The 22312-nt window shown below is 61.3% G+C and carries 20 protein-coding genes; 10 read left to right on the top strand and 10 right to left on the bottom strand.

Going from position 1 to position 22312, the window contains the following annotated elements:
- Positions 1–223: 223 nt before the first annotated feature.
- Genes AB4O05_RS21385 through AB4O05_RS21370 form a run of 4 tightly spaced genes read right to left on the bottom strand, consistent with a single transcriptional unit; the run spans position 224 to position 4832 of the window.
- Entirely contained in the window at positions 224–1468 is a 1245-nt protein-coding gene (locus AB4O05_RS21385) for an efflux RND transporter periplasmic adaptor subunit (RefSeq protein ID WP_460135436.1), read from the bottom strand.
- Positions 1458–2936, bottom strand: coding sequence for a TolC family protein (locus AB4O05_RS21380; protein WP_460135438.1), 1479 nt, complete (start codon positions 2934–2936; stop codon positions 1458–1460). The genes AB4O05_RS21385 and AB4O05_RS21380 overlap by 11 nt, the downstream gene beginning before the upstream one ends.
- Positions 2929–4128, bottom strand: coding sequence for an ABC transporter permease (locus tag AB4O05_RS21375; protein ID WP_460164797.1), 1200 nt, complete (start codon positions 4126–4128; stop codon positions 2929–2931). Before AB4O05_RS21375 ends, AB4O05_RS21380 begins: the two co-directional genes overlap by 8 nt.
- Positions 4125–4832 (bottom strand): ABC transporter ATP-binding protein, encoded by a 708-nt coding sequence (locus tag AB4O05_RS21370; RefSeq protein WP_460135440.1) that lies wholly within the window; start codon positions 4830–4832, stop codon positions 4125–4127. The genes AB4O05_RS21375 and AB4O05_RS21370 overlap by 4 nt, the downstream gene beginning before the upstream one ends.
- 356 nt (positions 4833–5188) lie before the next feature.
- On the opposite strand from AB4O05_RS21370, the gene AB4O05_RS21365 reads away from it, so the two are divergent.
- Entirely contained in the window at positions 5189–5941 is a 753-nt protein-coding gene (locus tag AB4O05_RS21365) for a TetR/AcrR family transcriptional regulator (RefSeq protein WP_460135442.1), read from the top strand.
- 28 nt (positions 5942–5969) lie between these two features.
- Here the strand turns inward: AB4O05_RS21365 and AB4O05_RS21360 are convergent, their stop codons facing one another.
- Positions 5970–7175: an ISL3 family transposase gene (locus AB4O05_RS21360; RefSeq protein WP_460131522.1), complete on the bottom strand. Its 1206-nt coding sequence runs from the start codon at positions 7173–7175 to the stop codon at positions 5970–5972.
- A 369-nt stretch (positions 7176–7544) separates the two neighbouring features.
- Between AB4O05_RS21360 and AB4O05_RS21355 the strand changes: the two genes are divergently transcribed.
- Positions 7545–8525 (top strand): hypothetical protein, encoded by a 981-nt coding sequence (locus tag AB4O05_RS21355; RefSeq protein ID WP_460164796.1) that lies wholly within the window; start codon positions 7545–7547, stop codon positions 8523–8525.
- 128 nt (positions 8526–8653) lie between these two features.
- A complete protein-coding gene (locus tag AB4O05_RS21350) occupies positions 8654–11383 on the top strand; it encodes a hypothetical protein (RefSeq protein ID WP_460135447.1) in 2730 nt (909 codons plus the stop codon).
- 66 nt (positions 11384–11449) lie between these two features.
- Here the strand turns inward: AB4O05_RS21350 and AB4O05_RS21345 are convergent, their stop codons facing one another.
- A complete protein-coding gene (locus tag AB4O05_RS21345; RefSeq protein WP_460135449.1) occupies positions 11450–12511 on the bottom strand; it encodes an FUSC family protein in 1062 nt (353 codons plus the stop codon).
- Positions 12512–12667: 156 nt separating this feature from the next.
- Positions 12668–14284, bottom strand: a complete 1617-nt coding sequence (locus tag AB4O05_RS21340; RefSeq protein ID WP_460135451.1) for an NADP-dependent glyceraldehyde-3-phosphate dehydrogenase — start codon at positions 14282–14284, stop codon at positions 12668–12670.
- Positions 14285–14422: 138 nt separating this feature from the next.
- Between AB4O05_RS21340 and AB4O05_RS21335 the strand changes: the two genes are divergently transcribed.
- From AB4O05_RS21335 to AB4O05_RS21320, 4 genes are all read left to right on the top strand, one after another.
- Positions 14423–15286, top strand: coding sequence for a Dyp-type peroxidase (locus AB4O05_RS21335; protein WP_460135453.1), 864 nt, complete (start codon positions 14423–14425; stop codon positions 15284–15286).
- A gap of 120 nt (positions 15287–15406) precedes the next feature.
- Positions 15407–16771 (top strand): MFS transporter, encoded by a 1365-nt coding sequence (locus tag AB4O05_RS21330; protein ID WP_460135455.1) that lies wholly within the window; start codon positions 15407–15409, stop codon positions 16769–16771.
- A gap of 70 nt (positions 16772–16841) precedes the next feature.
- On the top strand, positions 16842–17972 hold the full coding sequence (locus AB4O05_RS21325) for an MFS transporter (protein ID WP_460135456.1): 1131 nt from the start codon (positions 16842–16844) through the stop codon (positions 17970–17972).
- A gap of 15 nt (positions 17973–17987) precedes the next feature.
- Positions 17988–18455, top strand: a complete 468-nt coding sequence (locus AB4O05_RS21320) for an MEKHLA domain-containing protein (protein ID WP_460135458.1) — start codon at positions 17988–17990, stop codon at positions 18453–18455.
- Here the strand turns inward: AB4O05_RS21320 and AB4O05_RS21315 are convergent.
- A complete protein-coding gene (locus tag AB4O05_RS21315; protein ID WP_460135460.1) occupies positions 18452–18973 on the bottom strand; it encodes a DUF3087 domain-containing protein in 522 nt (173 codons plus the stop codon). The two genes, AB4O05_RS21320 and AB4O05_RS21315, sit on opposite strands and share 4 nt — an antisense overlap.
- A 151-nt stretch (positions 18974–19124) precedes the next feature.
- Between AB4O05_RS21315 and AB4O05_RS21310 the strand changes: the two genes are divergently transcribed.
- Both AB4O05_RS21310 and AB4O05_RS21305 read left to right on the top strand, forming a co-directional pair.
- Positions 19125–19304 carry a hypothetical protein gene (locus tag AB4O05_RS21310; protein WP_460135461.1) on the top strand — a complete coding sequence of 60 codons (180 nt, stop codon included), beginning with the start codon at positions 19125–19127 and terminating at the stop codon, positions 19302–19304.
- Between the two features lie 12 nt (positions 19305–19316).
- Positions 19317–19517, top strand: a complete 201-nt coding sequence (locus tag AB4O05_RS21305; protein WP_460135463.1) for a DUF6021 family protein — start codon at positions 19317–19319, stop codon at positions 19515–19517.
- Positions 19518–19547: 30 nt separating this feature from the next.
- On the opposite strand, the gene AB4O05_RS21300 is transcribed toward AB4O05_RS21305, so the two are convergent.
- The gene (locus tag AB4O05_RS21300) at positions 19548–19784 is read right to left on the bottom strand and encodes a DUF6555 family protein (protein ID WP_460135465.1); all 237 of its coding nucleotides are present in this window, start codon (positions 19782–19784) and stop codon (positions 19548–19550) included.
- A gap of 120 nt (positions 19785–19904) precedes the next feature.
- Between AB4O05_RS21300 and AB4O05_RS21295 the strand changes: the two genes are divergently transcribed.
- Entirely contained in the window at positions 19905–20735 is an 831-nt protein-coding gene (locus tag AB4O05_RS21295) for an arylamine N-acetyltransferase family protein (protein ID WP_460135467.1), read from the top strand.
- 107 nt (positions 20736–20842) lie between these two features.
- Here AB4O05_RS21295 and nuoN read toward each other — a convergent pair whose 3' ends face one another.
- Positions 20843–22306 carry an NADH-quinone oxidoreductase subunit NuoN gene (gene nuoN / locus AB4O05_RS21290; protein ID WP_460135469.1) on the bottom strand — a complete coding sequence of 488 codons (1464 nt, stop codon included), beginning with the start codon at positions 22304–22306 and terminating at the stop codon, positions 20843–20845.
- Positions 22307–22312 lie beyond the last annotated feature (6 nt).

Below are 22312 nucleotides of genomic sequence, written 5' to 3'. Positions count from 1 at the left end.
ACAAAAGTGACCGGCCAGGGCCCATGCCGAGCGGGGCACCCAGGCTCCACTGTAGGAGCGAGCTTGCTCGCGAAGAACGTCAACGATAACGCGGTAAACCTGATTCCCCGCGGCGTTCTCAGGCTTTTCGCGAGCAAGCTCGCGCCTACAAATAGTGACCGGCCAGGGCCCATGCCGAGCGGGGGACCGTGGGTAAGCCAGCTGCCACATGTTGATCAGTGTTTCAACGCCCCATCTTCACGAAGCCCGGCTTTAAACCGAACACCTCCACCCCTTGAGCCGTCGATTGGCCGGTGGTGACCTTCACCCGCTCCACCGGTTTATCCATCGCCTCGCGATACTCCACTGTCATGTCCGCCTGGATCGCCTGGCTCGGCACTACGATTGCCTGTGCATTGTTGTAGGTGACGACGGTCAACCGTGCACTCATGCCCAACCGCACCCGCTGCAACTGCTGCGGCGTAAGCTTGGGAATCGACAAGGTCACTGGAAATTGCGCGCTGCCCTGGCTGTCGCTGGCGACCGCCAGGCCACTGACCACGCTGACCGTACCTGTCAGCCGTTCACCCTCGAACCCGTCGCCCAGCACCTCCACCGCCTGGCCCTGATGCAGTTGGTTGATGTCCAGTTCCGAGACCTTGGCGACGATCTTCAGCCGTTCGATATTGGCCAGCCCGAACAGCACCTGGCCCTGGCTGACCTTGCTACCGGCCTGGATGGGTGCGTTGGTGTTGCTGCCATTGGCAGGGGAGTTGTTACCGGGCGCGGGTACCACGATGCCGGAGAACGGCGCCTTGACCTCGCGGCCTTCGAGCAGGGTGTTCAAGGCGTCGTACTTGACTGTGGCGTTGGTCAGTTCCATGTCGGCGATCTGGCGGTATTCGCCCTTGCCCTGTTCCAGTGCCTGTTGCAGTTCGCTGCGGGCGGAGGCGAGGTCCAGTTGTTGTTGCTGGGCCTGTTGCTTGAGGTCGTCCAGCTCATTGCGTGGGATGATGCCGCGCTTGAACAGGTTTTCGCTTTCGGTGAGTTTGCGCTGGGTGTTGCCGGCGGTCATTTCGGCGGTGCGCAGGCTGCGGCGGGCGCGGCTGACCACGGGGCTGCTGTCCCAGTCCTGCATCTCCTGCACGGTGCGCCGGGCCTTGAGTTGGGCGGAGAGGGCATCGCGCAGTTGCACTTCGAGGGTGGCCGGGTCCATGCGCAGCAGCACTTGGCCGGCTTCGACCCGCTGGCCTTGTTCCACCAGATTGGCCAGCACGTTGCCGTCGAATGGCGCCGTGAGGGTGAGGGTGGTGTCGGGCTCGATCTTGCCCACCAGGCCGATCTGGTGCACCAGCGCGTCGGGTCGCACCGCCAGCCATTGCTCGGCGATGTCGGCCGGGCCTTCTGCGACGCTGCGCAGGCCCCACCCCGCAGCGGCCAACAGAGTGATCAACACAGCGCCCAGCAGGCGTTTTCGATTAGTAGTCATTGAGGGCGATTTCCCAACTTTCCAGCGTCATGCCCAGGGTTAGGTCGAGCTGGGTCTGGGCGTTCAAATAAGCGATCAGTGCATTGAGCTGCGCGTTTTCGGCGTTGCGCAGGTCAGTCTCGAAACTCAGCACCTGGAAGTTGGTGGAGCGCCCGGCGCTGAGTTTTTCCCGTTCGATCTCGATTTTTCGCCGTGACAACTCTACGGCGCGCTGGGCGATTTCATACTGGCGCCAGCGCGTGCCGAGGTCGCGCACCACATCGTTGACACTGCGTTCCAACGCCTGGCGTGCATCGGTGATGCGGATCTGCTGGTCTTCTACATTGACCCGCGCGCGCACTTCGGCCTGGCGCGTGCCGATGTCGCCGATGGGGATCTGCACTTGTACGCCGGCATAGCTGTCCCAGGTGCGGTTGTTGCTGTTGCCGGTGTCGTTATTGTAGGCATCGCGTATCTGGTTCGCGCCGGCCACCAGGTCCACTTGCCAGCGCCCGGAGTCCTTGGCGATCACCAGGTTGAGGTCAGCCTGTTGGCTGCCGAGCAGGGCGGCGAGGTATTCCGGTTGCTGGGTCTGCGCCAGGTTGAAGGCCTGGCGCTTGTCGATCTGCATGGGCTTGGCCTCCAGGGCTTCGGTGGCGCGAATTGGCGTGGACAGGTCCAGGGCCAGCAGGCGCAGCAGGGCCAGGCGGTTGGTGTCCAGTTGGTTCTGCGCTTCTTCCACTCCCAGTTGCTGGGTGGCGATGTCGGCTTCGGTCTGCACGATCTCGAACTCGGCCATGCGCCCGGCACTGATCAGCGCCTTGTTCACCTCCAGCAAGGTGCCCGAGCGCTTGAGGGCTTCCTGCACGATCAGCAATTGTTCCTGGGCGCGCAGCAGCTCGCGGTAGGTGGCAATGATCTGGCTGATGGTCTGTGCCACGGTGGCCTTGAGGTTCAGGCGGTTGGCCTGTTCCGCCAGGCGGGACAGGCGCAACGGCGCGGTGGTCGCATCCCAGCCGGCGCCGCGCATCAGCGGCTGGATGATCGCCAGGTCGAGGCCGTCGCTGCGGTAGCGGCCGGCGCGGTCGGCATTGTTCAACTGCTGGGTCCAGGCCATGCTCAGGCGGGTACCGTACTCGCCGAGCAGGCTGGTGGACGGCGCCAGGTTGGCGTTGCGTGCGCTGTCCTGTGAGCCACGTGTGCTGCGGTAGTAACTGTTGAGGGTGAGCTTGGGGTTGAACACGTCTTCGGCCACGCGCAGGTCGAACTTCTGCGCTACGCGCTGCAGGTAGGCGCTGCGGATCGCCGGATTGTTGCGCAGGCCCAGGTATACCGCGTCGCCGAGGGTGAGGGTGGTGACCTGGGCGTTCAGCGAGACGCTGCGCTCATAGCCGCTGCGGGTCGTGCTGGGCGCCGACGGTTTGACGACGATGTCCGCCGCCATGCCGGGCAGGCTGGTCAGCACGAGCAACCCTAGCCATTTATTCATCGCGCAGGGCCTCCACCGGCTGTAACCGTGAGGCCGAGACCGCCGGGTAAATGCCAAAGAACAAGCCCACCAGCAACGTACTGCCCACCCCCAGGGGCAGGGCGGTGGCGGCCAAGGCAAACGCCCAGCCTGATAACCATGCGTAGAGCCAGGCGGCGGTCATGCCCAGGACCGCGCCGCACAGCGCGCCGACGGCGGTGAGGGTTACGGCTTCGAGCAGGAACAGGTTGCGGATGTCGCGCTGGCGTGCGCCCAGGGCCATGCGAATACCGATCTCGCGGCGCCGCTCGGAGACGTTCATCAGCATCACATTCATCACTCCCACACCGCCGCCCACCAGGGAAATGGCGCCGAGGGCCAGCAGCAGGTAGGCGAACGTGCGACTTTGCCGAGTCATGCCGTCGATCATTTGCTGGGGCACCTGGATGTCCACATCGTGGTCGGTAAGTTGGCGTTGCAAGGCTGTGGCTGCGTCCTTGGCGATGCGTTCCATATCCTGGCCGGGCGCGGCGCGGATGATGACGTTGTTGATTTGCGGCGTGGCATAGATGCGGCGCATGCCCTCGGCCGGGACGAACAACGACTCGTTGGCCTGCACGGGCATCAGCATCGCGCGGCTCTGTTGTTGCAGGATGCCCACCACCAGGAACAGGTAGTCGTTGATACGCACGCGGTCGCCCACCTGCAGCGGCTCACCGGGTGCGCCCAGCGCCTGGGCCAACTGGTGACCGATGACACCATAGGTTTCGTTGGCATCGAAGCTCGACAGAAAGCGCCCCTGGCGCAGTACCAGGCGCATGGCCGGGGGGATGTCCGCCGTGCTGCCGACGAAGTTGGCGTTGACGGTGCGGCCATGGAACACGATGGGCCCGCTGAACAGCGTGAGGGCGCCGATATACGCGATGCCCGGCACCGCTTCGCGCACGGCTTGCAGGTCGAGTTGGGTGCGCATTGGCACATTGCTGCTGCCCTTGGACGGGAACTGCACCACCAGGGTGTCGGTGCCCATGTCCTTGAAAATCATCGCGGCATCCACCGCTGCGTTATGCCCGATATTGATCAACGCCACCACCGACGAACTGCCGATGACGATGCCCAGCAGCGCCAGGATCGAACGCTTGCCCAGGGTGCGCAGGCTGACGAACGCTTCGTGCAGCAGTTGGCTGAGGTTCTGTTCGACCCGCGGGCTCATAGGCCGTCGACCTCGTGCACCACGCCATTGCGCACCAGGATCTTGCGCTCCAGGCGTTCGGCGATATGCGGGTCGTGAGTGACGATGATCAGCGTGACCTGCTGCTCGCGGTTCAGGGCCAGCAGCAGGTCCATGATGTCCTGAGCGGTGGTGCTGTCGAGGTTGCCGGTGGGTTCGTCGGCGAGGATCACCGAGGGTGTGCCCACCAGGGCCCGCGCAATCGCCACGCGCTGGCGCTGGCCGCCGGAGAGGTCGGCGGGGCGGTGGTGGGCGCGTTCGGCCAGGCCCACTTGCTCAAGCATGCGCAGCGCCTGTTGCACCGAATCATGGCGCGACACACCGCGATAACTCAGGGGCAGCGCGACGTTGTCCAGGGCGCTGAGGCGCCGCAGCAGGTTGAAGCTCTGGAACACAAAACCGATCTGCTGGTTGCGGATAGCGGCCAGTTCGTCCGGGGTGGCGCTGAAAATATCGTGCCCGGCAAAGTGGTACTGGCCGCAGTTGGGCACATCCAGCAGGCCGAGGATATTGAGCAGGGTGCTTTTGCCGGAGCCGGACGCGCCAAGAATGCCGCAGCTGTCGCCACGGGCGATGGACAGGCACACGTCATTGAGAATGGTGAGTTCTTGCCCGGCGAGCTGATAGCGCTTGCCGATGTCTTGCAGGGAGATCAAGCCTGGGTGCGTGGGGGTCTCTGTCATCATGACTACGCCTGCAGTCAGGACGCTGCCGTCATGCTCCCGTAAAGCCTTGTAACAAGTTCGGGAGCTGCCTGGACGCGTCACGGACTGTTTTTATTTCTTGTTTTTAAAATATTGTTTGAATACTAACCGTGTTCCCTGCGCTTCGCCAGCCATGGATGTAGAGCGGTTTTACCTTTTGAAACGAGTTTTCGATGGTGGCTGCAAGGCTGGCGGAAACACCCGAGACCGGCCTCCAGCGGCCCGGCTATATGGGCTTTTAGTAGTATGTCGGAGTGTCACTACTTGCTTTCGCGGGGCCGCCCCGGTATAAAAAATCAAATTATTTTTTAAAACAATATTTCCGCCGTGGAACCCTTATGGCCGCGAAGAAACTCAGCGCTCCAAACGTTACCAAGACTCGACTGCTGGATGCGACAGAGGCGCTCTTTATCAAATACGGTTATGACGCTGTGTTGCTGCGCCAGATTACCGAACGCGCCCAGGTCAACCTGGCCGCCGTGAACTACCACTTCGGGGACAAGGACTCCCTGATGAAAACCCTGCTGATGCAGCGCCTGGAGCCGCTCAACGAGCAGCGCCTGGAACTGCTGGCGCGCTGTGAAGCCGAATCCGACGGTCCGCTCGATTGCGACACCCTGCTCGGCGTGCTCTTCGCCCCGGCCATGGGCCTGGAGCGCAGCGACCCGGCAAGCGGGGAAGGGCGTTCGTTCATCCGTTTCCTGGGCCGGGTGTACAGCGACACCTCGCCGTTTATCCAGGAATACCTCAAGGTGCATTACCAGCCGGTGTTTCAGCGTTTCTTCGAAGCCTTCGCCCTGGCCCTGCCGGATTTGCCGCGCAATGAACTGGGAGTGCGTCTGCAATTTGCCCTCAAGGCGATTTCCGGGGTGATGGCCGGCACCGAACTGCGCCTGCTGATGAACTCCATGAGCCTGGGCAGGCCCGCGACGGATGCCGAAGTGATGGCCAAGCTGATCACGCTGGTGTCGGCGGCGATCCGCGTGCCCCAGCAAAGCCCCGAAGCGCAAACCGCGTTGGCCAAGGTGCTGGATACCCAGCGCGCCATCCGCGAACACGCCGCTGCCCCCGCCGCCAAGACCTCCCGCTAGCTCGAATCCAAGGCAAAAAAAAGGTTCTTCACGGATTGCCGGGAAAGACGCTCTTGATCTTCATGAAAAAGAATTCGCTGTCCCGGTAACCGTACGCCATTCGTTTGATGACCTTTATTCGATTGTTTATTCCTTCCAACTGACCAGTGTGCATTGGCCAGCGTACCCGGCTCACGATGCCCCGCCAGTAGCCCTTTAGTCGCTTTGCGAACTGGATCAGTGCGGGTATTTCGCTTTCTTGAGCGTGACGCAGCCACTGCTTCCAGGCTGATCTCCAGTCCCAGGCATCGCTCGGCGCCCAGAGCATTTTGAGCTCGGCCTTCATCAAGTAGACCGTCATTAACGATTGGTTAGCGGCCAGCAGATCCTGTAAATGAACCTGCTGTTCCGGCTTTTTCAGGTTCTCCGGGTTACGCAATAGCAACCATCGCGCTTGCTTTATGACCTTTCGAGCGGGCTTGTCATGGCGCAGTCGGTTCGCCTCGTCAACGCGAACACGATCAATCACTTCTCGGCCATATTTGGCGACCACATGGAAAAGGTCATAAATCACCCGTGCTTTTGGGCAGTGTTGGCGAACCTCCAGGTCATAAGCCGTGTTCATGTCCATCGCTACCGCTTCAATTCGGGCGCACCCTTCTGGCCCCAGCTCTTCGAAAAACGGTCTGACTGCCGCTCGGCTACGGCCTTCGCCGATCCAAAGCACTCGCCGAGTATCAGCGTCCAACACCACGCTGGCGTAGCGATGACCTTTGAATAACGCGAACTCGTCCATTATCAAGCGCCGTGGCTGGGCCTTGGGTAAGGCACTCAACGCCGCTTGCAGAGCGCGCCGCTCCAGCAACCGAACGGTGTCCCAGTGCAGCCCGAACATTTGCGCAACATGCAGTGTAGGAAGGCGTTCGCAGGCTTGAATAACGGCCTCTGCCAGCCGGCGCGTCATGCGGGCATAGCGATCCAGCCAACTGACGACCTCCATGCGCTTGCCACAATCACGGCAGCCAACACGCCTGAGTTGCACGTTGAGGCGGACTGCGCGACCGAGAATCGGCAAGTCACGCACGACTCGATCGCAGTATTCATGAGTTGTTGGACAGAGCTTTTGGCAGCCACCACAGGTGGGAAATCGCGTGGCCTGGGGGATCAGGTCGATTTGAAGGGCATCGCCGTCAGGTTTGATCGCGACGACAGAAAAGCCCTCCCAAAAGGGAAGGAAAGTATTAATATCGCGCATAAGAACGCCGGTTTTTTAGATGTGTTTGCTCGCACGAACATCATCCATCAAATCGGCGTTCTTGTTTCTGTGTTTCCCGGGATTCCGTGAAGAACCAAAAAAAAGCCCGCTGGGGCGGCGGGCTTGATATGCAACGTTTGTAACGGATGAGGCTTCACATTACGTTTGCGGATGTGAATAAAGCGTGAAAAAAATGTAGGAAAGAGCTCTGATTTGCAGACTTTGGTGTGAGGCGAACTTTACCCATCCATTTTCGGAAAGACCTCCTGTCGGAACTGTCAATTCTGACAGGTAGACGTCGCTGCTCGTCAGTTGTTTGATCGGCTTGGCGCTTGCCTACCCGCATGCGATTGAATCTGGAGCTCGATCATGCCAATCAAATCAACAATTGCCGCAGAAAAGTCTACTCCTCCCATTTCAGACAGACCAACCCCTGTAAAAAGGCCGCCTCCTCAACCCAAGGAGTCGCCTACTCGTCCGGGCGTCATGATTATTGAAGACCTCGATTCCCCCTACACCTCCCCGCTACAGGTCGTGCCCGTACAAGGCGCGGCTTACGGCCTGGGCATCCGTCATTTAGAAGAAGGTGTGGATTTCGTTTTCGAGAGTTGGTTTAACCTCTCGGCAGGCGACGAGTATCGAATGTGGATGAACGGCGTCATCGTTGCCTCAGACACCGTAGGCCCGCAGGAGGTGGGAAACCCGCGCTTTTTTCTGAATGTGCCTAGAACCCATGTGACCTTGGGTTTTGTACCGGATGTGTACGGTGAAGTTATAAGGGCTGGTTCCGGTACCTCCAGTACTTCCATTCCCCAGGTCGTGTTTATCAAGGACACCCGCCCGGGCGGTGCCGATGACCGCCCTGACCAGAACTGGCACTCCAAACTGATTTTGACGTTGTCGGACACGACTATTGACGCTGTGGTTGCTGAGAATGGCGTCGTCGCAACGATCAAGGCCTGGGAGAATATGCGGGTCAATGACCTGGTGATGTTTTATTGGGGGGCTGAGCGGTTTGACGTGCCACCCATTATGGAAGATCAGGTGGGGCACGACCTGCAGATTCTGATTGACTCGCAATTTCTGGAGCTGGTGGGCAGCGGTCATTTTGTCGTGCAGTTCTACCTGTATGACGAGGTGCTCAATCGTTCCGGAGAACTGCAGCCCTGGTGTAAACCGGTGCCCGTGACGGTGAACCTGGAGCTGGAGCTGCTGCGCGAACCGCTCGTGCTTCAATATGATGACATCACGCTGGTGGTGGACGCTGACGTTCTCAATACATTCCCTGTGGTTGCGGAGGTGGAAGCACCGCGTGGGGGGCTTTCAAAAAGGGGGACACTATTTTTCTGACGGTACAGGGCACCACGGTTGATGGAGTAGTGGTCAGTGAGTCGTTGAGTATGAAAGTAGAGGGCGTCCCTTCTTACAATATATTCCCCATCAGGAACGAGACGGTCAGGTCGCTTATCCAGAGCACCATGACGGTTTCGTATGTGCGGCAAAGAGACAATGTGGAGGATTTACCTTCGAGAAAGACGATTGTCACGGTTGGCGGGACGCGCTATGAACTGCCCCGTCCGGCAGTGTTGGAGGCCGAGGGGCCGTTTATTCCGCCGGATCTTCCACGCATCACGGTGGCTATGCCTGATTACCAGCCGCCCGGCACCGCAGGCGACCAGTTGGAAGTCATTATCCTGGGCAAACACTTGGACAACTCGTCCGAGGAGGTGTCGTCGATACGGCTCGCGGGTACCCACCCACGTACCCGCGATTTTTTGAATGCCGAGTACATGCGTTTTGAAGGGCTGCGCGAGACGAATGTTCACTACCTCGTCACTGGCGCGACCGGGATTCGAGAATCTGAACGTCGCTGGGTGCAAATCGGGCGTCCACCCAGAAGCCTGCTGGCACCCATTATCGTTGAGGCCGTCAATGGCAACGTCGATCCCGTGACTGTTGGCAGCGTCGGCACCCTTGAACTGCGTGCGCAGTTCAAGGCCGGTGACTGGGTCACCGTCACGTACACTGGTTCGAACAGCGGCGATTGGGAGATCCGGTACGATTTGTTTTTGGGCTCCGAACTGCTGATCCTGGACATCCCCAGGAGCCTGTTCACCGACAATCTGGACGGTACGCTGCGCGTCAGTTACCAGATTGACCGCTTCAACGTCATTCAATATTCCGAAGAGCTGCTGGTGACCGTGGGGGCAGCATTGGGTGAGCTGTTTCTACCGCAAGTTATACAAGCCTCCACCGAACCTGATGAGCTTGATCCGGCACTGGTCTGGCCAAATGGCGCGACCGTTCGGGTCAGGTATGAGCACATAAAACCGGGTGACCAGGTCGCGGTGTGCTGGGCCGGGTTGCCAGGCCAAGGCACTCACTTTGAAGTCAAGGAAGGCCTGAGTGGAGACTATGTCGACTTCACGATTCCCGCGCAGGTGATTGGTTTTAATATTCGCCCCGCCGGGCGCGTTATCCAGGTGTCTTTCCGGGTCTTTCGCAACGGTTATCCAACCGCTTCGCCCGTGCTGACCTTGCGCCTGCTGACGCTGCACCACCTTGCAGGGCCATTGATCGACAGCATTGGCGACAGCGCCGTGTTGGAAATTCCCCTGCTTCAGGACTTGGACAGAACCCGCGTGCAGCCCTGGATATATGCGCACGAGGGGCAACGCATGTGGTTGAGTTATGAAGGGACCTTCGTCGACGACACCCCCTATGGGGAAGAAGATTTTCGCGCGCGTATGGTGAGTGCGACAGAGGCGATCAATGGTGTCGCGAGCTTTTCTCCAGTGTCGCGCCTGCGCAACCTCAAGGACTGGTCGGCGTTGACGATCCGTTTCTGGGTGACGTTCAACCAGAGCAACAGCCTCAGCGACGCTGTGCTGTTTGACGTCAGGCACCATATGGTCCAGAAAGAAGTTAATATCTTTCCGCATCCTTCAATCAGCCATTCCACGCCTGCAACAGGCCCCAACGTTTCGATTGACCCGATTGTGTCGGAGAACAAATGCCAGGTGCGGGTGAGCTATCCGAACATGAACCAGGGTGGCGTAGACCGGATCACCTTGCATTGGATCTACGCGGACGGAACCATCCCGTATCTGTCGACCCAGGATGGTCTGGATGGCGGTACGGTCACCTTTAATATCAGCAACGATATTCTCGGCACCAGTGTTGGCAAAGTCATCAGCCTGCGTTACACGGTCGTGCTGGGGCGCGGTGGTCGAGGGGATTCCGATGTGCAGGAAGTGCAAGTTAAAAACATCCTGCCAGCCAACTTGCCCAGAGTGTTGATCAATAATGTCGGCCACGGTGGCAGCTTCAATCCGCCAACGCTGTCCACCGATGCCATGGCGGCATCGCCGAAGTGGCGCCTGAGTGTCAAGGGGCAACGCGTATGGTTAAGCGTTACCACTTCCGCTGCTGGGATTGCGCCTCTGGTGTTGCTGGCGGGTCATCCGATCACACCGATACAGCAAGCCAACGGTTTGTCGAATATTCCCGTGAGGCGCGCGTGGTTACTGGAGCAGCCCAACAATGCGCGTATTACCGTGCATATGAAGGTGACGTTCGACGGCAGTGAAGATGGCTCTCAGGCGACGGTGTTCCCCAGCACCGAATACACCATTTCACTGACCAAGCCGCTGGTCTTTGATGGAAGCACCGTTTACCTGAGATCACGTACTTATCTGATCCCGGGCAACCCGAACGTTTTGCCGGCATTTCACAGTGGCAACTCTGTCCGGCGGACTGCGACCGGCGGCACACCTAACTATTTCTACACGTCAAGCAACCCCGGTGTAGCCGTCGTGGAAGCGACGACGGGTTATGTCACGGTGCGCAGTAACGGTTCGACGACGATTACGGTGCGCGATTCTTCTTCACCGGCGCAAACGCGCAGTTACGTCGTGTTTGTCAGTGGCGTGGTGTTGTGTTATGGCTTGGGCTCGGGCACCAAGACTGACATTGATGCACGGGCGAGGAGCCAAGGTCTGCGCGTGGCTTCTTTGGATGAGCTGCGCGAGTTGAGCACTGCTTATGGGAGTCGTTGGCCAATGGGCAACGCCGCGTACTGGTCCAGTACCTGGTCCCATAAGTCCTTTCTCTTCGATTATTGGTGGGGGAAAAACATCAACACGGGTGGGGAGGCTACCTACAAGCAGTGGGTCGGTAGCCAGCTCTTGGGAGTAGGGCTGCGCTAGCAGGACCGGCGAGTCATTAACGGGGCAGCTTACTTAAGTCGGTTGCCCCGTTTTTTTGCCTGCATTTTAAATCCTCCAGGCCCCGGCGGTTTTAACCAACCGCTGGCGCATGCCGTCAATGTTGCCCGCCAACTGCAGCGTCAGCAGTTGATAACCATCCGAAGCGTTCTCTATAGGGGCCTTCAACCCCGGTGCCACCGACGGTACCGCGCCGGGCCGCTCAAGACGCTCCGTCACCCCCGACTTCAACGCCCGCGCCATCCCCACCAACTGCACCCGGATCTGCCGATGCTCGGCCTTCAACATCAGTTGCATGCGCGCGGTGGCCTGTTGGTCGCGTGGGTCCGGCCGGGTGTTGCCGAGAATCTCCAGGGTGCTGATGCACAGGCGCAGGTGCCGCTGGATCGTGTCCAGCTCGGTCATGGAGATGCGCACTTCCTTGGACACCGACGGCATCAGCGAACGCAGTTGCAGCATCGCCGCGTTCAGACGGTTGAGCAGCCTGAGGTGTTCGTCATCGGTGACCGATTGGCCGCCGATGATGCGGCTGTAGATCTGTGCGCAGTCACGCAACGCACTGGCCAGGTTGTAGCGCCACGAATACACCGCGTACAGCGGCAGGGCGAACGAGAATGCCAGTGCCAACACGATGCCGATCAGGATGTCGACGGTGCGCCACAACCCGTCCGACAACGGGTTGTCGCCATGACCGGCGACGATGAACACGGTGATCGCCGACAGCAAGGCGATATAACCGCCCTTGCCGATGGCGTGGTAGGAAAAGAACCCGCACACCACCGACATCAGCAGATAGGTCAGCAACGGCAGGCCGAAGTAGGCCTGTTGCACCACCAACAGCAAGCCGACGCTGGCGCCGATCAAGGTGCCGTAGGCACGCTCCACGGCTTTCTTGCCGATATTGCCATGGTGCTGCAGCCCGCCGATCACGATCAGCATGGTCACCGACGCCCACTCACCGTGGGGCAGGTTGATGCCAGTGGTCAGCAGGATCGTCGCCAGCAAGCCGATGGACACGCGCACGGCGTGGATCAGCTTGGCATGGCGGTAGCGGCGGTACGGGTCGAGCAGCGGGCGCAACAGGCGCCGGGCGAATACTGGCAGGTTCATCAATCTATTACGGTCTCAAGGGGGGCAGCCGGTTTGTGTAGGCGCTGGCTTGCCTGCGATGGCATCACCTCGGTCAGGCTGAAAGACCCCAGCGCCTGCATCGCAGGCAAGCCAGCTCCTACATGAACCGAGTTCCACATGGCTGTCGCGACGTGCTCAGAAAATGTAGTCGGTGGTCAGGAAGCTCGAATCACGGTTACGCAGGATCTCGCTGACCAGCGCCTTGTTGCTCTCCTGGAACTTGGTCGCCACCAGCGTGCGGATCGAAAACACGCGCAGCGCGTCATGTACCGACAGCGTGCCCTCGGCGGAGTTCTTGCGCCCATTGAAGGGGAATGTGTCTGGCCCACGTTGGCACTGGGCGTTGATATTGATACGACCGACCTGGTTGGCAAAAATGTCCACCAGGTGCCCGACCTGTTCCGGGTTGGTGCCGAACAGACTCAATTGCTGGCCGAAATCCGACTCCAGTACGTAGTCGATCACGGTCGCCAGGTCGCGGTAGGGCACGATGGGCACCACCGGGCCGAACTGTTCCTCGTGGTACACCCGCATGTGCGGGTTCACCGGGTAGAGCACCGCCGGGTAGAAGAATGAACCACGGCAGGTGCCGCCATTGGCATTCACCACCTGGGCGCCGTGTTGTTGGGCGTCGGTCACCAACTCGGTGAGGTAATCCACCTTGCCCACTTCGGGCAGTGGCGTCAGCGCCACGCCGTCTTCCCACGGCATGCCAGGCTTGAGGGTCGCCAGTCTGGCGTTGAATTTCTCGATAAAGCCGGCGACCACATCCTCATGCACAAACAGGATTTTCAACGCGGTGCAGCGCTGCCCATTGAAGGACAGCGAGCCGGTGAGCGCTTCGCTGACGGCATTGTCCAGGTCCACCTCGGGCAACACGATGCCGGGGTTTTTCGCGTCCAGCCCCAGGGCGGCGCGCAAGCGGTGCGGTTTGGGATGGAGTTTCTTCAAGTCGCTGGCGGCTTTGTTGGTGCCGATAAACGCAAAGATATCGATCTTGCCGCTGGCCATCAGCGCGCTGACGGTTTCGCGGCCGCTGCCGTAGATCACGTTGATCACCCCGGCCGGGAAGCTGTCGCGGAACGCCTCCAGCAACGGGCGGATCAACAGCACGCCGAGCTTGGCCGGCTTGAACACCACGGTGTTGCCCATGATCAGTGCCGGAATCAACGTGGTGAAGGTTTCATTGAGCGGGTAGTTGTAGGGGCCCATGCACAGCGCCACGCCCAGCGGCACGCGGCGGATTTGCCCGAGGGTGTCCTGTTCCAGTTCGAAGCGGCTGCTGCGCCGATCCAGCTCCTTGAGGGCATTGATGGTGTCGGTAATGTAGTCGCAGGTGCGGTCGAACTCTTTCTGTGAGTCCTTGAGGTTCTTGCCGATTTCCCACATCAGCAGCTTGACCACTGCGTCGCGCTGTTCGCGCATACGGCGCAAGAAGGTTTCCACGTGCTGGATACGCTCGACCACGCGCATCGTCGGCCACTCGCCCTGGCCGCGGTCATAGGCGCGCACGGCGGCATCGAGGGCGGTGAGGGCGGTCGCGGCGTCCAGCAACGGTGTGCTGCCGATCACCACGCGACGGTCGCCCAATTGCACCGGGCTCTGCACCTGGGCCAACGGGCCGTTCCAGACCTGCAACTGGCCATCCACCAGGTAGTCACGCTGTTCGATGGGGGCCGCCAGGCGGTATTGCTCGGGAATATCGGCGGCGTCGGTGGGAAACAGCTGGGCGAGCAGGTTACTGGTGGTCATGTCGCTACCCCTGGAATAGTTGCAAAACATGACTAGAGAGTCACCCAACAACGGGCTCCATGGCAAGGCTTGTGCGCTTTGCTCTACGCACGGCGGCGGGCGCCGGTTAAACTGCGCGCCTTTTTTGAAGGAGTTCACATGAGTCAGTACCAGCCGGGCATTCTTGCCGCACCAGTGCCTTTGCAGGCACGTCATCTGTTTTTTGCCGTGGATACGCTGGCGGCCGTGCCCGCTGCGCTGGACGCGCTGGTGCAACTGACAGATTCGATGGCCGTGGTCGGTTTCGGTGAGCCGCTGGTCAACGCGCTGGGCGCCCGGATCGACGGCCTGCGCCCATTTCCGACCGTCAGCGCGCCGGGCGCGCACAACCCCTCGACCCAGCAAGCACTGTGGGTGTGGCTGCATGGCGTGGATCGCGGTGAATTGCTGTTGCGCAGTCGCGTATTCGAGAAGGCCCTGGCCCCGGCATTTCACCTCGTGCAGTCGACCGAAGGGTTCCGCTACAAGACCGGCTTCGACCTCACCGACTACGAAGACGGCACCGAAAACCCCCACGACGACGCCGCCGTTGAAGCCGCCATGACCGACAGCGGCGCCAGCTTCGCCGCGATCCAGCAATGGCAGCACGACCTCGATGGATTCGCCGCGCTACCCGCCCAGGAGCGCGACCACATCATCGGCCGTCGCCATGGCGATAACGAAGAGCTGGAAGATGCCCCGGCATCGGCCCACACCAAACGCACCGCCCAGGAAAGCTTCAGCCCCGAAGCCTTCGTGGTGCGCCGCTCGATGCCGTGGGCCGAGAATGGCAAGGCGGGGTTGATGTTCCTCGCCTTCGGGCATTCCTTCGATGCGTTCGAAGCCCAGTTGCGCCGCATGAGTGGCCTGGAAGACGGGATTGTCGATGGCCTGTACCGCATCAGCACGCCGTTGACCGGTGGTTACTACTGGTGCCCACCCCTCAAGGACGGGCGTCTGGACCTCGGCGCGCTGGCCGGCTGATCGCCGCCACTGGGCAATCATGGCTGAACATGAACATTCGGACAGCCACGCCATCGGTCGCTGAAATAAATCGCCGCTGCCCGTAATCTAGAAGCCTTTGCCACCCTGTATGGAGCGTTCATGTCTTCTGTTGTCGATGGGCTGCCCCTCAACAAACGCCTGCCGGCGGTGATCGCGATTTCCCTGGGGATCGGCATGGCGACCCTGGACACCGCCATCGTCAACACCGCATTGCCGACCTTGGCCGAAGGGATTGGCACCGATTCGGCCTCGGTGATCTGGGTGGTCAACGCCTACCAGTTGGCGATTATCGCCACGGTGCTGCCGTTTGCATCGTTGAGCGACGTGCTGGGGCACCGTCGGGTGTACCTCGGCGGGTTGCTGTTGTTTATCGTCTCGTCATTGGTTTGCGGGCTGGCCGGTTCGCTCGTCACCCTCACCGCCGCGAGGGTGGTGCAGGGCCTGGGCGCGGCGGCGATCATGAGCGTGAACACGGCGTTGCTGCGGCATATCTACCCCTCGAAGATGCTGGGCCGGGGCCTGGGCTACAACTCGCTGGTGGTGGGGCTGGCGTTTACCCTGGGGCCGACCGCCGCGTCGGCGATTCTGTCGGTGGCGACCTGGCACTGGCTGTACCTGGTCAACGTACCGCTGGGGCTGTTGGCGCTGGGGTTGGGTTTGCGTGCATTGCCGACTCTGCCGATGACCGGGCATGCGTTCGACCGTTTTGCGGCGTTGTTGTGTGCCGGGTTGTTTGCCTTGCTGGTGCTGGGCCTGGGCACGGCGGTGCATGGCGCCCAGGGCGCGCTGACCCTGGGCCTGGTGGCATTGGCACTGGTGTGCGGCGGGTTGTTGCTGCGGCGTCAGGCCGGCCACCCGGCACCGATGCTGGCCCTGGACCTGTTCAGGCGCCCGGTGTTTGCCCTGTCTTCCCTTACCGCAATCTGCGCCTTCAGCGCCCAGGGCCTGGCCTTTGTGTCGCTGCCCTTCCTGCTGCAGGCGGTGCTTGGCCATAGCCAGGTGCAAACCGGCTTCCTGATGACGCCGTGGCCGGCCGTGGTGGCGGTGATGGCGCTGGTCGCCGGGCGTTTGGCCGACCGTGTGTCGCTGGGCGTGTTGTGCGGTATCGGCCTGTTGATGTTGAGCGCGGGCATGGCCGCGTTGGCGACCTTGGGCAATGACGCCAGCGCCTTTGATATTGGCTGGCGCATGGCATTGTGTGGCGCCGGTTTCGGCTTCTTCCAGTCGCCCAATCTCAAGGCCTTGATGACCAGTGCACCGTTGGCGCGCAGTGGCGGCGCCAGTGGCATCGTGGCCATTTCGCGTTTGTTGGGGCAGACATTGGGAGCTTCGTTGGTGGCACTGTGTTTCCACTTGTTCTCGGCCAGCGGCCCGCAATATGCACTGTGGCTGGGCTGTGTATTTGCCTTGGTGGGCAGTGTGGCCAGTGGCTTGCGTTTATTGCCTTATGAGAAAAAGGCGTGACGGACCGTTGTCAAAACGCGCCGCGTGAGGCTACCTTGGCCGCCTGAATATTTCGGTATGTTTCAGTTTTATGTCCAGCCAGGTCCAACCCACTGCCGATCGTACCTCCCGCCGCGCGGCCTTGACCCTGGCGCTATGCTTGCCCAGCGACGTGTTGCTCTACCTGTTGCTGCCCATGGAGTCCCAGGCCTTTGGCATCACCTTGGCCCAGGCCGGGGTGTTGCTGGCGGCTAACCGCCTGGTACGGATTTTCGGCTACCGGCATGTGCTGAGTTTCTATGCGCGCCACGGCGATCGCCTGACCTGCATGATCGCCGCCGGCGCCGCGACGTTGTGCGCGCTGGGCAATTCGCTGCTGTCGGGTTTCGCCGCGTTGTTGGGGCTGCGGCTGGTGTGGGGCCTGTGTTTTGCCGCGTTGAACCTGTCGACCCAAGTGCTGGCGACCTCCGAGCCGCTCGGCGCCGCGCGCCGGGCCGGGCGTTCGCGGGCGTTGATTGCCCTGGGGCCGATGCTGGCGCTGCCGCTTGGTGGCTGGCTGACATTATGGGCCGGGCCGCGTCCGATCTTTCTGATTCTGGCCGGGTGCTGCCTGGCGGGGGTATGGGCGGCGCGCGGCTTGCCCAGCGCCGGCCATGATTTGCACAGCACGCCGGGGCGCCGCTTCAAGTGGCCCGACAGTGTGGCACTGTGGTCGTTTATCGAAGGCGTGGCCCTGGACGGCTTGTTTATCTTTGGCCTGTCGATTCAAGCGCAAAAGATCATGGGCGGCGACGCGGTGTTGATCGCCGGCGGCCTGATGGCTCTGCGCTACCTGTCGGAGTTGCTCCTGAGCTCCTTGGGCGGTCTTGCGGTCCAGCGGTTTGGCGCCACGTCGATGCTGTTGGTGTTTTCGTTCTTGAGCGCCATGGCCCTGACGGCGTTCGGCAGTGAGTGGGTGATTATCGGCGCGGCTGCGGTGCTGGTGTTGCGCGCGTTGCAACTGCCGTTGGTGACCACCCTGGTGGCCGAGCGCAACCCCGGTGCCATGCGGGTTTCGGCCCTGGCCTCCAATGCGGTGTGGCGTGATATCGGCGCGGGCCTCGGGCCGCTGCTGGCGGGCCTGTTGTTACCGGTGGCCGCGGCGCCCCTGGTGTTTGGCCTGGCGGGGGCGGCGATTGCGGTGAGTGCGTTATTCTGCTGGCGGGCCAAGATTTCCGACTGACGAGGTGAGGTGTGCATGCCCCTTGAAGAAGACTGTGTACGGGTACTGGATAACGCTTATCGACACTGGACCGGCCAGGGCCTGCCGGCTCTCGAGAACCTGGACCCGCAACAGCGCCTGGCATGGTTGCACAGCAAGGCGCCCTACAGCCTGCTGGCCCACGATGGCGCGAGCGACCCGCGATTTACCTATGCAAATGACTGCGCCTTGGCGTGTTTCAAGTACCCGCGCGAGACCTTTATCGGCATGCCCTCGCGTTTCAGCGCTTCGGAACTTGATCGCGCCGCGCGTCAGGTGCTGCTCGAGCACGTCACCGCCCATGGGATTGCCGACGGCTACAGCGGCTGGCGCGTGGATGCGCATAATCAGTCGTTCATGATCCACGCGGGGGTGGTGTGGACACTGCTCGATGACGCGGGTAACCCCTGCGGTCAGGCGGCGCTGTTCTGGCCGGATGAGCAGCGCATCGGGGTGCTGGTTTAAGCGCTTCTGACACGTTCCAGCCAGGCAGGGTCCAAGCGCGTTTGCTCGATCTCGATCCCCAGCGCCAACATCCGGGCTTCATGCGCCTGCATTTCGCCGACCAGTTGCGCCTGGGCGCTGGAGTTGGCGTCCAACGCATGCATCTGCGTCAGCCCCAGGTGATAGAACCGCAGCACCTTCAGGGCCGTCGGGTCATTGGCCTGCACGCCCTGCGTGACCTTGTGCATCACATTGGTCACGCGCATCAGGTTGCGCTTGAGCTGCCAGCCATACACCGCCGGGGCCAGCCACGGCTGGGTCCAGAAGGGGCCGCGCACCAGGGCGAGGGTGATCAGTACCCCGGCGAATACTCCCCCGACATTGAAGCGAAAGTTGTCAGCGCCGGGCGCACCGAACAGCATCACCGCCAGGCTTGAGAGCAGCATGGCCAAGGCCACGAACAGCACGGCCACGATCAGCGTGCTGCGGCGGGTCTGTTGGCGGTAGGTGACGGGGTCGCAGGGTTTGAGCTCGAACATCCGGGGGCAATCTCCTTGGGCTATGTAGGGGGATAGGGCAGGGCGGCATCTTCTCATGCGCGGGCCGCCGTGCGGCAATCAAGTTGAACGATGGCGCATGGGGCTTTCTCTAAACCTGTGCAGGCCACCAACCCCCGAGAGGTGAACCATCATGCCCGAGTACAAGCAGCCCCCGCCCGGTACTCCCGACCCGCATCGCACACCCGGTGAAGAAGAGCGCGACAACGATGCGCTGCGCCCTAACGACCCGAAAGAGCGGGGCCCGGAAGACGACGTGGAACGTGTCGAAGAAGACCTGGAAAACCTCCACGACAAAGCTCGCCCGCTTTAACAGGAGACCGTGATGAACACACGCACCGATGGCCCCCCTTCCAACGAACATGCCAGCGGCAAGGATGAGCTGGGCTTCGACCCGGACTCGCCGGACCTCGCCGACCCGCAGGTCGATCCAGTCGGCCCTGCCATCGCGCCGTTGGATAAAAAGGACAAGGATGAGGCGAAAAAAAAGCCGCCCTACGATCCGTTGGGCGACTTGAAAAAGTAGTCAGGGCCCCGCCATCGAGCGGGGCTTTTTTTATTTGGGCGGTGTCCATTTGACGTCGGTGATGCCGTACTTCTCGGCCCATGGTCGAGTAGTCTTTTTCACCTGTTCATGGCCCACCCGGCCGATACGGCTGACGTGCGCAATGTCGGCATCAACGGCCGCCCAATGCCACGCTTCGGCGTTGTTCATCACTTCGGCACGGACGACAAACGATTTCGGCTTGCCATGCAGTTGATAGTGGATGGTGTAGATTTTTGCGGTACTCATGTTGCCTCCCTGTCTTGTTATAAATGGAGGCAAAAGCATTCAAAAAGGTTCATTCAAAATGACAACCTGCACACGGCGGCGGCATAGTGACGCCTTGACCCGGTGCCCAAGGAACGCGCCATGCCCCAGTTGACCCATAGCCGCCTGTACCTGCAACGCCTGGGCTACGACTCGCCGCCGCCACCCACGTTGCAGGCCTTGCAAGACCTGCAACTGCGCCATGTATGCACCTTTGCCTTTGAAAACCTGTCGACGCTGCTGCGGTTGCCGGTGCCGATTGACTTGCCCAGCGTCGAGCAAAAAGTGTTGTTCGAGGGGCGCGGAGGGTATTGCTATGAGTTGAACCAGCTGTTCCTCGCGTTGTTGCTGGAGCTGGGGTTCGAGGCCCGTGGTATCACCGGCCGAGTGGTGATGGGTGGACCGCCGGATGCCCGCACGGCCCGTACCCATCGCCTGAGCCTGGTGACCCTGGACGGTGTGCGCTACATCACCGACGTCGGTTTTGGCGGCATGGTGCCCAGCAGTCCGTTGCAGTTGGACACGCAAGGGGTGCAGGCCACCGCCCATGAACCCTACCGCCTGAGCTTCGATGAGCAGGAACGCAGCTACACCTTGTGGGCTGAGGTGGCGGGCGAGTGGCGGGGGTTGTATGTGTTCGACCTGCAAGTGCAGGCAGACATCGACTATGAAATCGGGAATTGGTATGTGTCGACTCACCCGGCTTCGCCGTTCCTCGGCCAGTTGAAAGTGGCACGGTTGGCAACGGGTAAGCGTCATACCTTGAATAACGCAAGCTACGCGATCCACTACCTTGACCGTCCGAGTGACAAGCGTGCGATCGAGAGCGCTGACGAACTGCAGGAGGTGCTTGGCAACGTCTTCGGGATTCGGTTGCCGGCGCATCCGCAGCTTCGCGCCGAGCTTGACCGCCTGATACGGGCTAATGCGTAGGGAGCTTGTTTCCTCGCCACAGGGGTGTCGTCAGCTGAAACCTTGTTCCCCAGAACGCAAAAACGGCGCCCGAAGGCGCCGTTCTGTTTACTGCATCGACTCAGCGATCAAACGCCCAGTACCGCGTGCTGCACCAGGGTGAGCAACGGTTGTGGGTACACGCCCAGGAAGAAGGCGAGCAGGGCGATGGCCAGCAGCATCACGCCACCGGCTTTCTGTTCCCAGTGCAGCTCGGCATCCACACGGCGCAGGTTCGGCTCGATCAGGTACAGGGTGACCATTACGCGCAGGTAGTAGAACACGCCGATGGCGCTGCCCAGTACCAACGAAGCAACCAGCCACCATTCGTGGGCTTCGACACCGGTCGCGACGATGTAGAACTTGCCGATAAAGCCCGCGGTCAGCGGAATGCCAGCCAGGGACAACATCATCACGGTCAGTACGGCAGTCAGGTACGGACGGCGCCAGAACAAGCCACGGTATTCGTACAGGGCATCGGCATCGCGGCCTTTGTACGGCGAGGACATCAGGGTGATCACACCGAACGCGCCGAGGCTGGTGATCACGTAGGTGACCAGGTACACGCCGATGGCTTCCACGGCCAGGCCTTTGCTCGCCACCAGGGCGATCAGCAGGTAGCCGAAGTGGGCGATGGACGAGTAACCCAGCAGACGCTTGAGGTTGTTCTGGGTCAGGGCCAGCAGGTTACCGAACAGGATCGACGCAATGGCGATCACGGTCAGCACATGGCTCAGCACGCCGGTATTGGCAGCAGGGGAGATCTGGAACAGACGCACCATCACCGCAAACACGGCCACTTTCGACGCGGTAGCCAGGAACGCGGCCACGGGTGCCGGGGCGCCTTCGTACACGTCCGGGGTCCACAGGTGGAACGGCACCAGCGACAGCTTGAACGCCAGGCCGATCAGCATCATCGCCAGGCCCAATTGGGCAATCGGCGCGGGGCTGTTGGTGGTGGCCAGGGCGTGACCGATACCGGTGAAGCTCAGGCTGCCGGCTTCGGCGTAGAGCAGGGCCATACCGAACAACAGGAACGCGGAACCGGCGGCGGACAGCACCATGTACTTGATGCCGGCTTCCAGGGAGCGCTTGTTGAAGAAGGCATAGGCCACCAGGCCGTAGGTCGGGATCGACAGCAGTTCCAGGCCGATGAACAGGCCCGCCAGGTGCTGCGCGCTGACCAGCACGATACCGCCGGCCGCAGCCAGCAGGATCAGCAGGTACAGCTCTTCGCGGTTGCCGGGGTAGCCCGTGCCGCCTTCGCCGAGGTAGGCGTGGGCGAGGGTGACGCAGGCCAGGGTCGCGACGAGGATCAGCGCGATATACAGCAGCGCGAAGTCATCGACCATCATCAGCGGGGTCACCGCCAGGGGCGCGACCTTGAGGGCCGGGATGATCGACAGCAGGGCCAGGTTCAGACCGGCGCAGGACAGCAGGAACGTTTGCGAGTGATTGCGGCGCCAGGCGATCGCCAGCATCACCACCACGATGGTGAGGCTGGTGATCAGCAGCGGCGCAAGCGCGATAAAGTGTTGGATCGTGAATTCCATAGCGCT

Source organism: Pseudomonas sp. S1_G07, from assembly GCF_054668565.1.
This window is presented reverse-complemented; position numbering and strand designations above follow the sequence as displayed.

What these genes read in the sequence shown, in the direction of transcription:
- AB4O05_RS21385 (WP_460135436.1), bottom strand. Translation starts at nt 1,468, where the DNA reads ATGACTACTAATCGAAAACGCCTGCTGGGCGCTGTGTTGATCACTCTG.
- AB4O05_RS21380 (WP_460135438.1), bottom strand. Translation starts at nt 2,936, where the DNA reads ATGAATAAATGGCTAGGGTTGCTCGTGCTGACCAGCCTGCCCGGCATG.
- AB4O05_RS21375 (WP_460164797.1), bottom strand. Translation starts at nt 4,128, where the DNA reads ATGAGCCCGCGGGTCGAACAGAACCTCAGCCAACTGCTGCACGAAGCG.
- AB4O05_RS21370 (WP_460135440.1), bottom strand. Translation starts at nt 4,832, where the DNA reads ATGATGACAGAGACCCCCACGCACCCAGGCTTGATCTCCCTGCAAGAC.
- AB4O05_RS21365 (WP_460135442.1), top strand. Translation starts at nt 5,189, where the DNA reads ATGGCCGCGAAGAAACTCAGCGCTCCAAACGTTACCAAGACTCGACTG.
- AB4O05_RS21360 (WP_460131522.1), bottom strand. Translation starts at nt 7,175, where the DNA reads ATGCGCGATATTAATACTTTCCTTCCCTTTTGGGAGGGCTTTTCTGTC.
- AB4O05_RS21355 (WP_460164796.1), top strand. Translation starts at nt 7,545, where the DNA reads ATGCCAATCAAATCAACAATTGCCGCAGAAAAGTCTACTCCTCCCATT.
- AB4O05_RS21350 (WP_460135447.1), top strand. Translation starts at nt 8,654, where the DNA reads ATGACGGTTTCGTATGTGCGGCAAAGAGACAATGTGGAGGATTTACCT.
- AB4O05_RS21345 (WP_460135449.1), bottom strand. Translation starts at nt 12,511, where the DNA reads ATGAACCTGCCAGTATTCGCCCGGCGCCTGTTGCGCCCGCTGCTCGAC.
- AB4O05_RS21340 (WP_460135451.1), bottom strand. Translation starts at nt 14,284, where the DNA reads ATGACCACCAGTAACCTGCTCGCCCAGCTGTTTCCCACCGACGCCGCC.
- AB4O05_RS21335 (WP_460135453.1), top strand. Translation starts at nt 14,423, where the DNA reads ATGAGTCAGTACCAGCCGGGCATTCTTGCCGCACCAGTGCCTTTGCAG.
- AB4O05_RS21330 (WP_460135455.1), top strand. Translation starts at nt 15,407, where the DNA reads ATGTCTTCTGTTGTCGATGGGCTGCCCCTCAACAAACGCCTGCCGGCG.
- AB4O05_RS21325 (WP_460135456.1), top strand. Translation starts at nt 16,842, where the DNA reads ATGTCCAGCCAGGTCCAACCCACTGCCGATCGTACCTCCCGCCGCGCG.
- AB4O05_RS21320 (WP_460135458.1), top strand. Translation starts at nt 17,988, where the DNA reads ATGCCCCTTGAAGAAGACTGTGTACGGGTACTGGATAACGCTTATCGA.
- AB4O05_RS21315 (WP_460135460.1), bottom strand. Translation starts at nt 18,973, where the DNA reads ATGTTCGAGCTCAAACCCTGCGACCCCGTCACCTACCGCCAACAGACC.
- AB4O05_RS21310 (WP_460135461.1), top strand. Translation starts at nt 19,125, where the DNA reads ATGCCCGAGTACAAGCAGCCCCCGCCCGGTACTCCCGACCCGCATCGC.
- AB4O05_RS21305 (WP_460135463.1), top strand. Translation starts at nt 19,317, where the DNA reads ATGAACACACGCACCGATGGCCCCCCTTCCAACGAACATGCCAGCGGC.
- AB4O05_RS21300 (WP_460135465.1), bottom strand. Translation starts at nt 19,784, where the DNA reads ATGAGTACCGCAAAAATCTACACCATCCACTATCAACTGCATGGCAAG.
- AB4O05_RS21295 (WP_460135467.1), top strand. Translation starts at nt 19,905, where the DNA reads ATGCCCCAGTTGACCCATAGCCGCCTGTACCTGCAACGCCTGGGCTAC.
- nuoN (WP_460135469.1), bottom strand. Translation starts at nt 22,306, where the DNA reads ATGGAATTCACGATCCAACACTTTATCGCGCTTGCGCCGCTGCTGATC.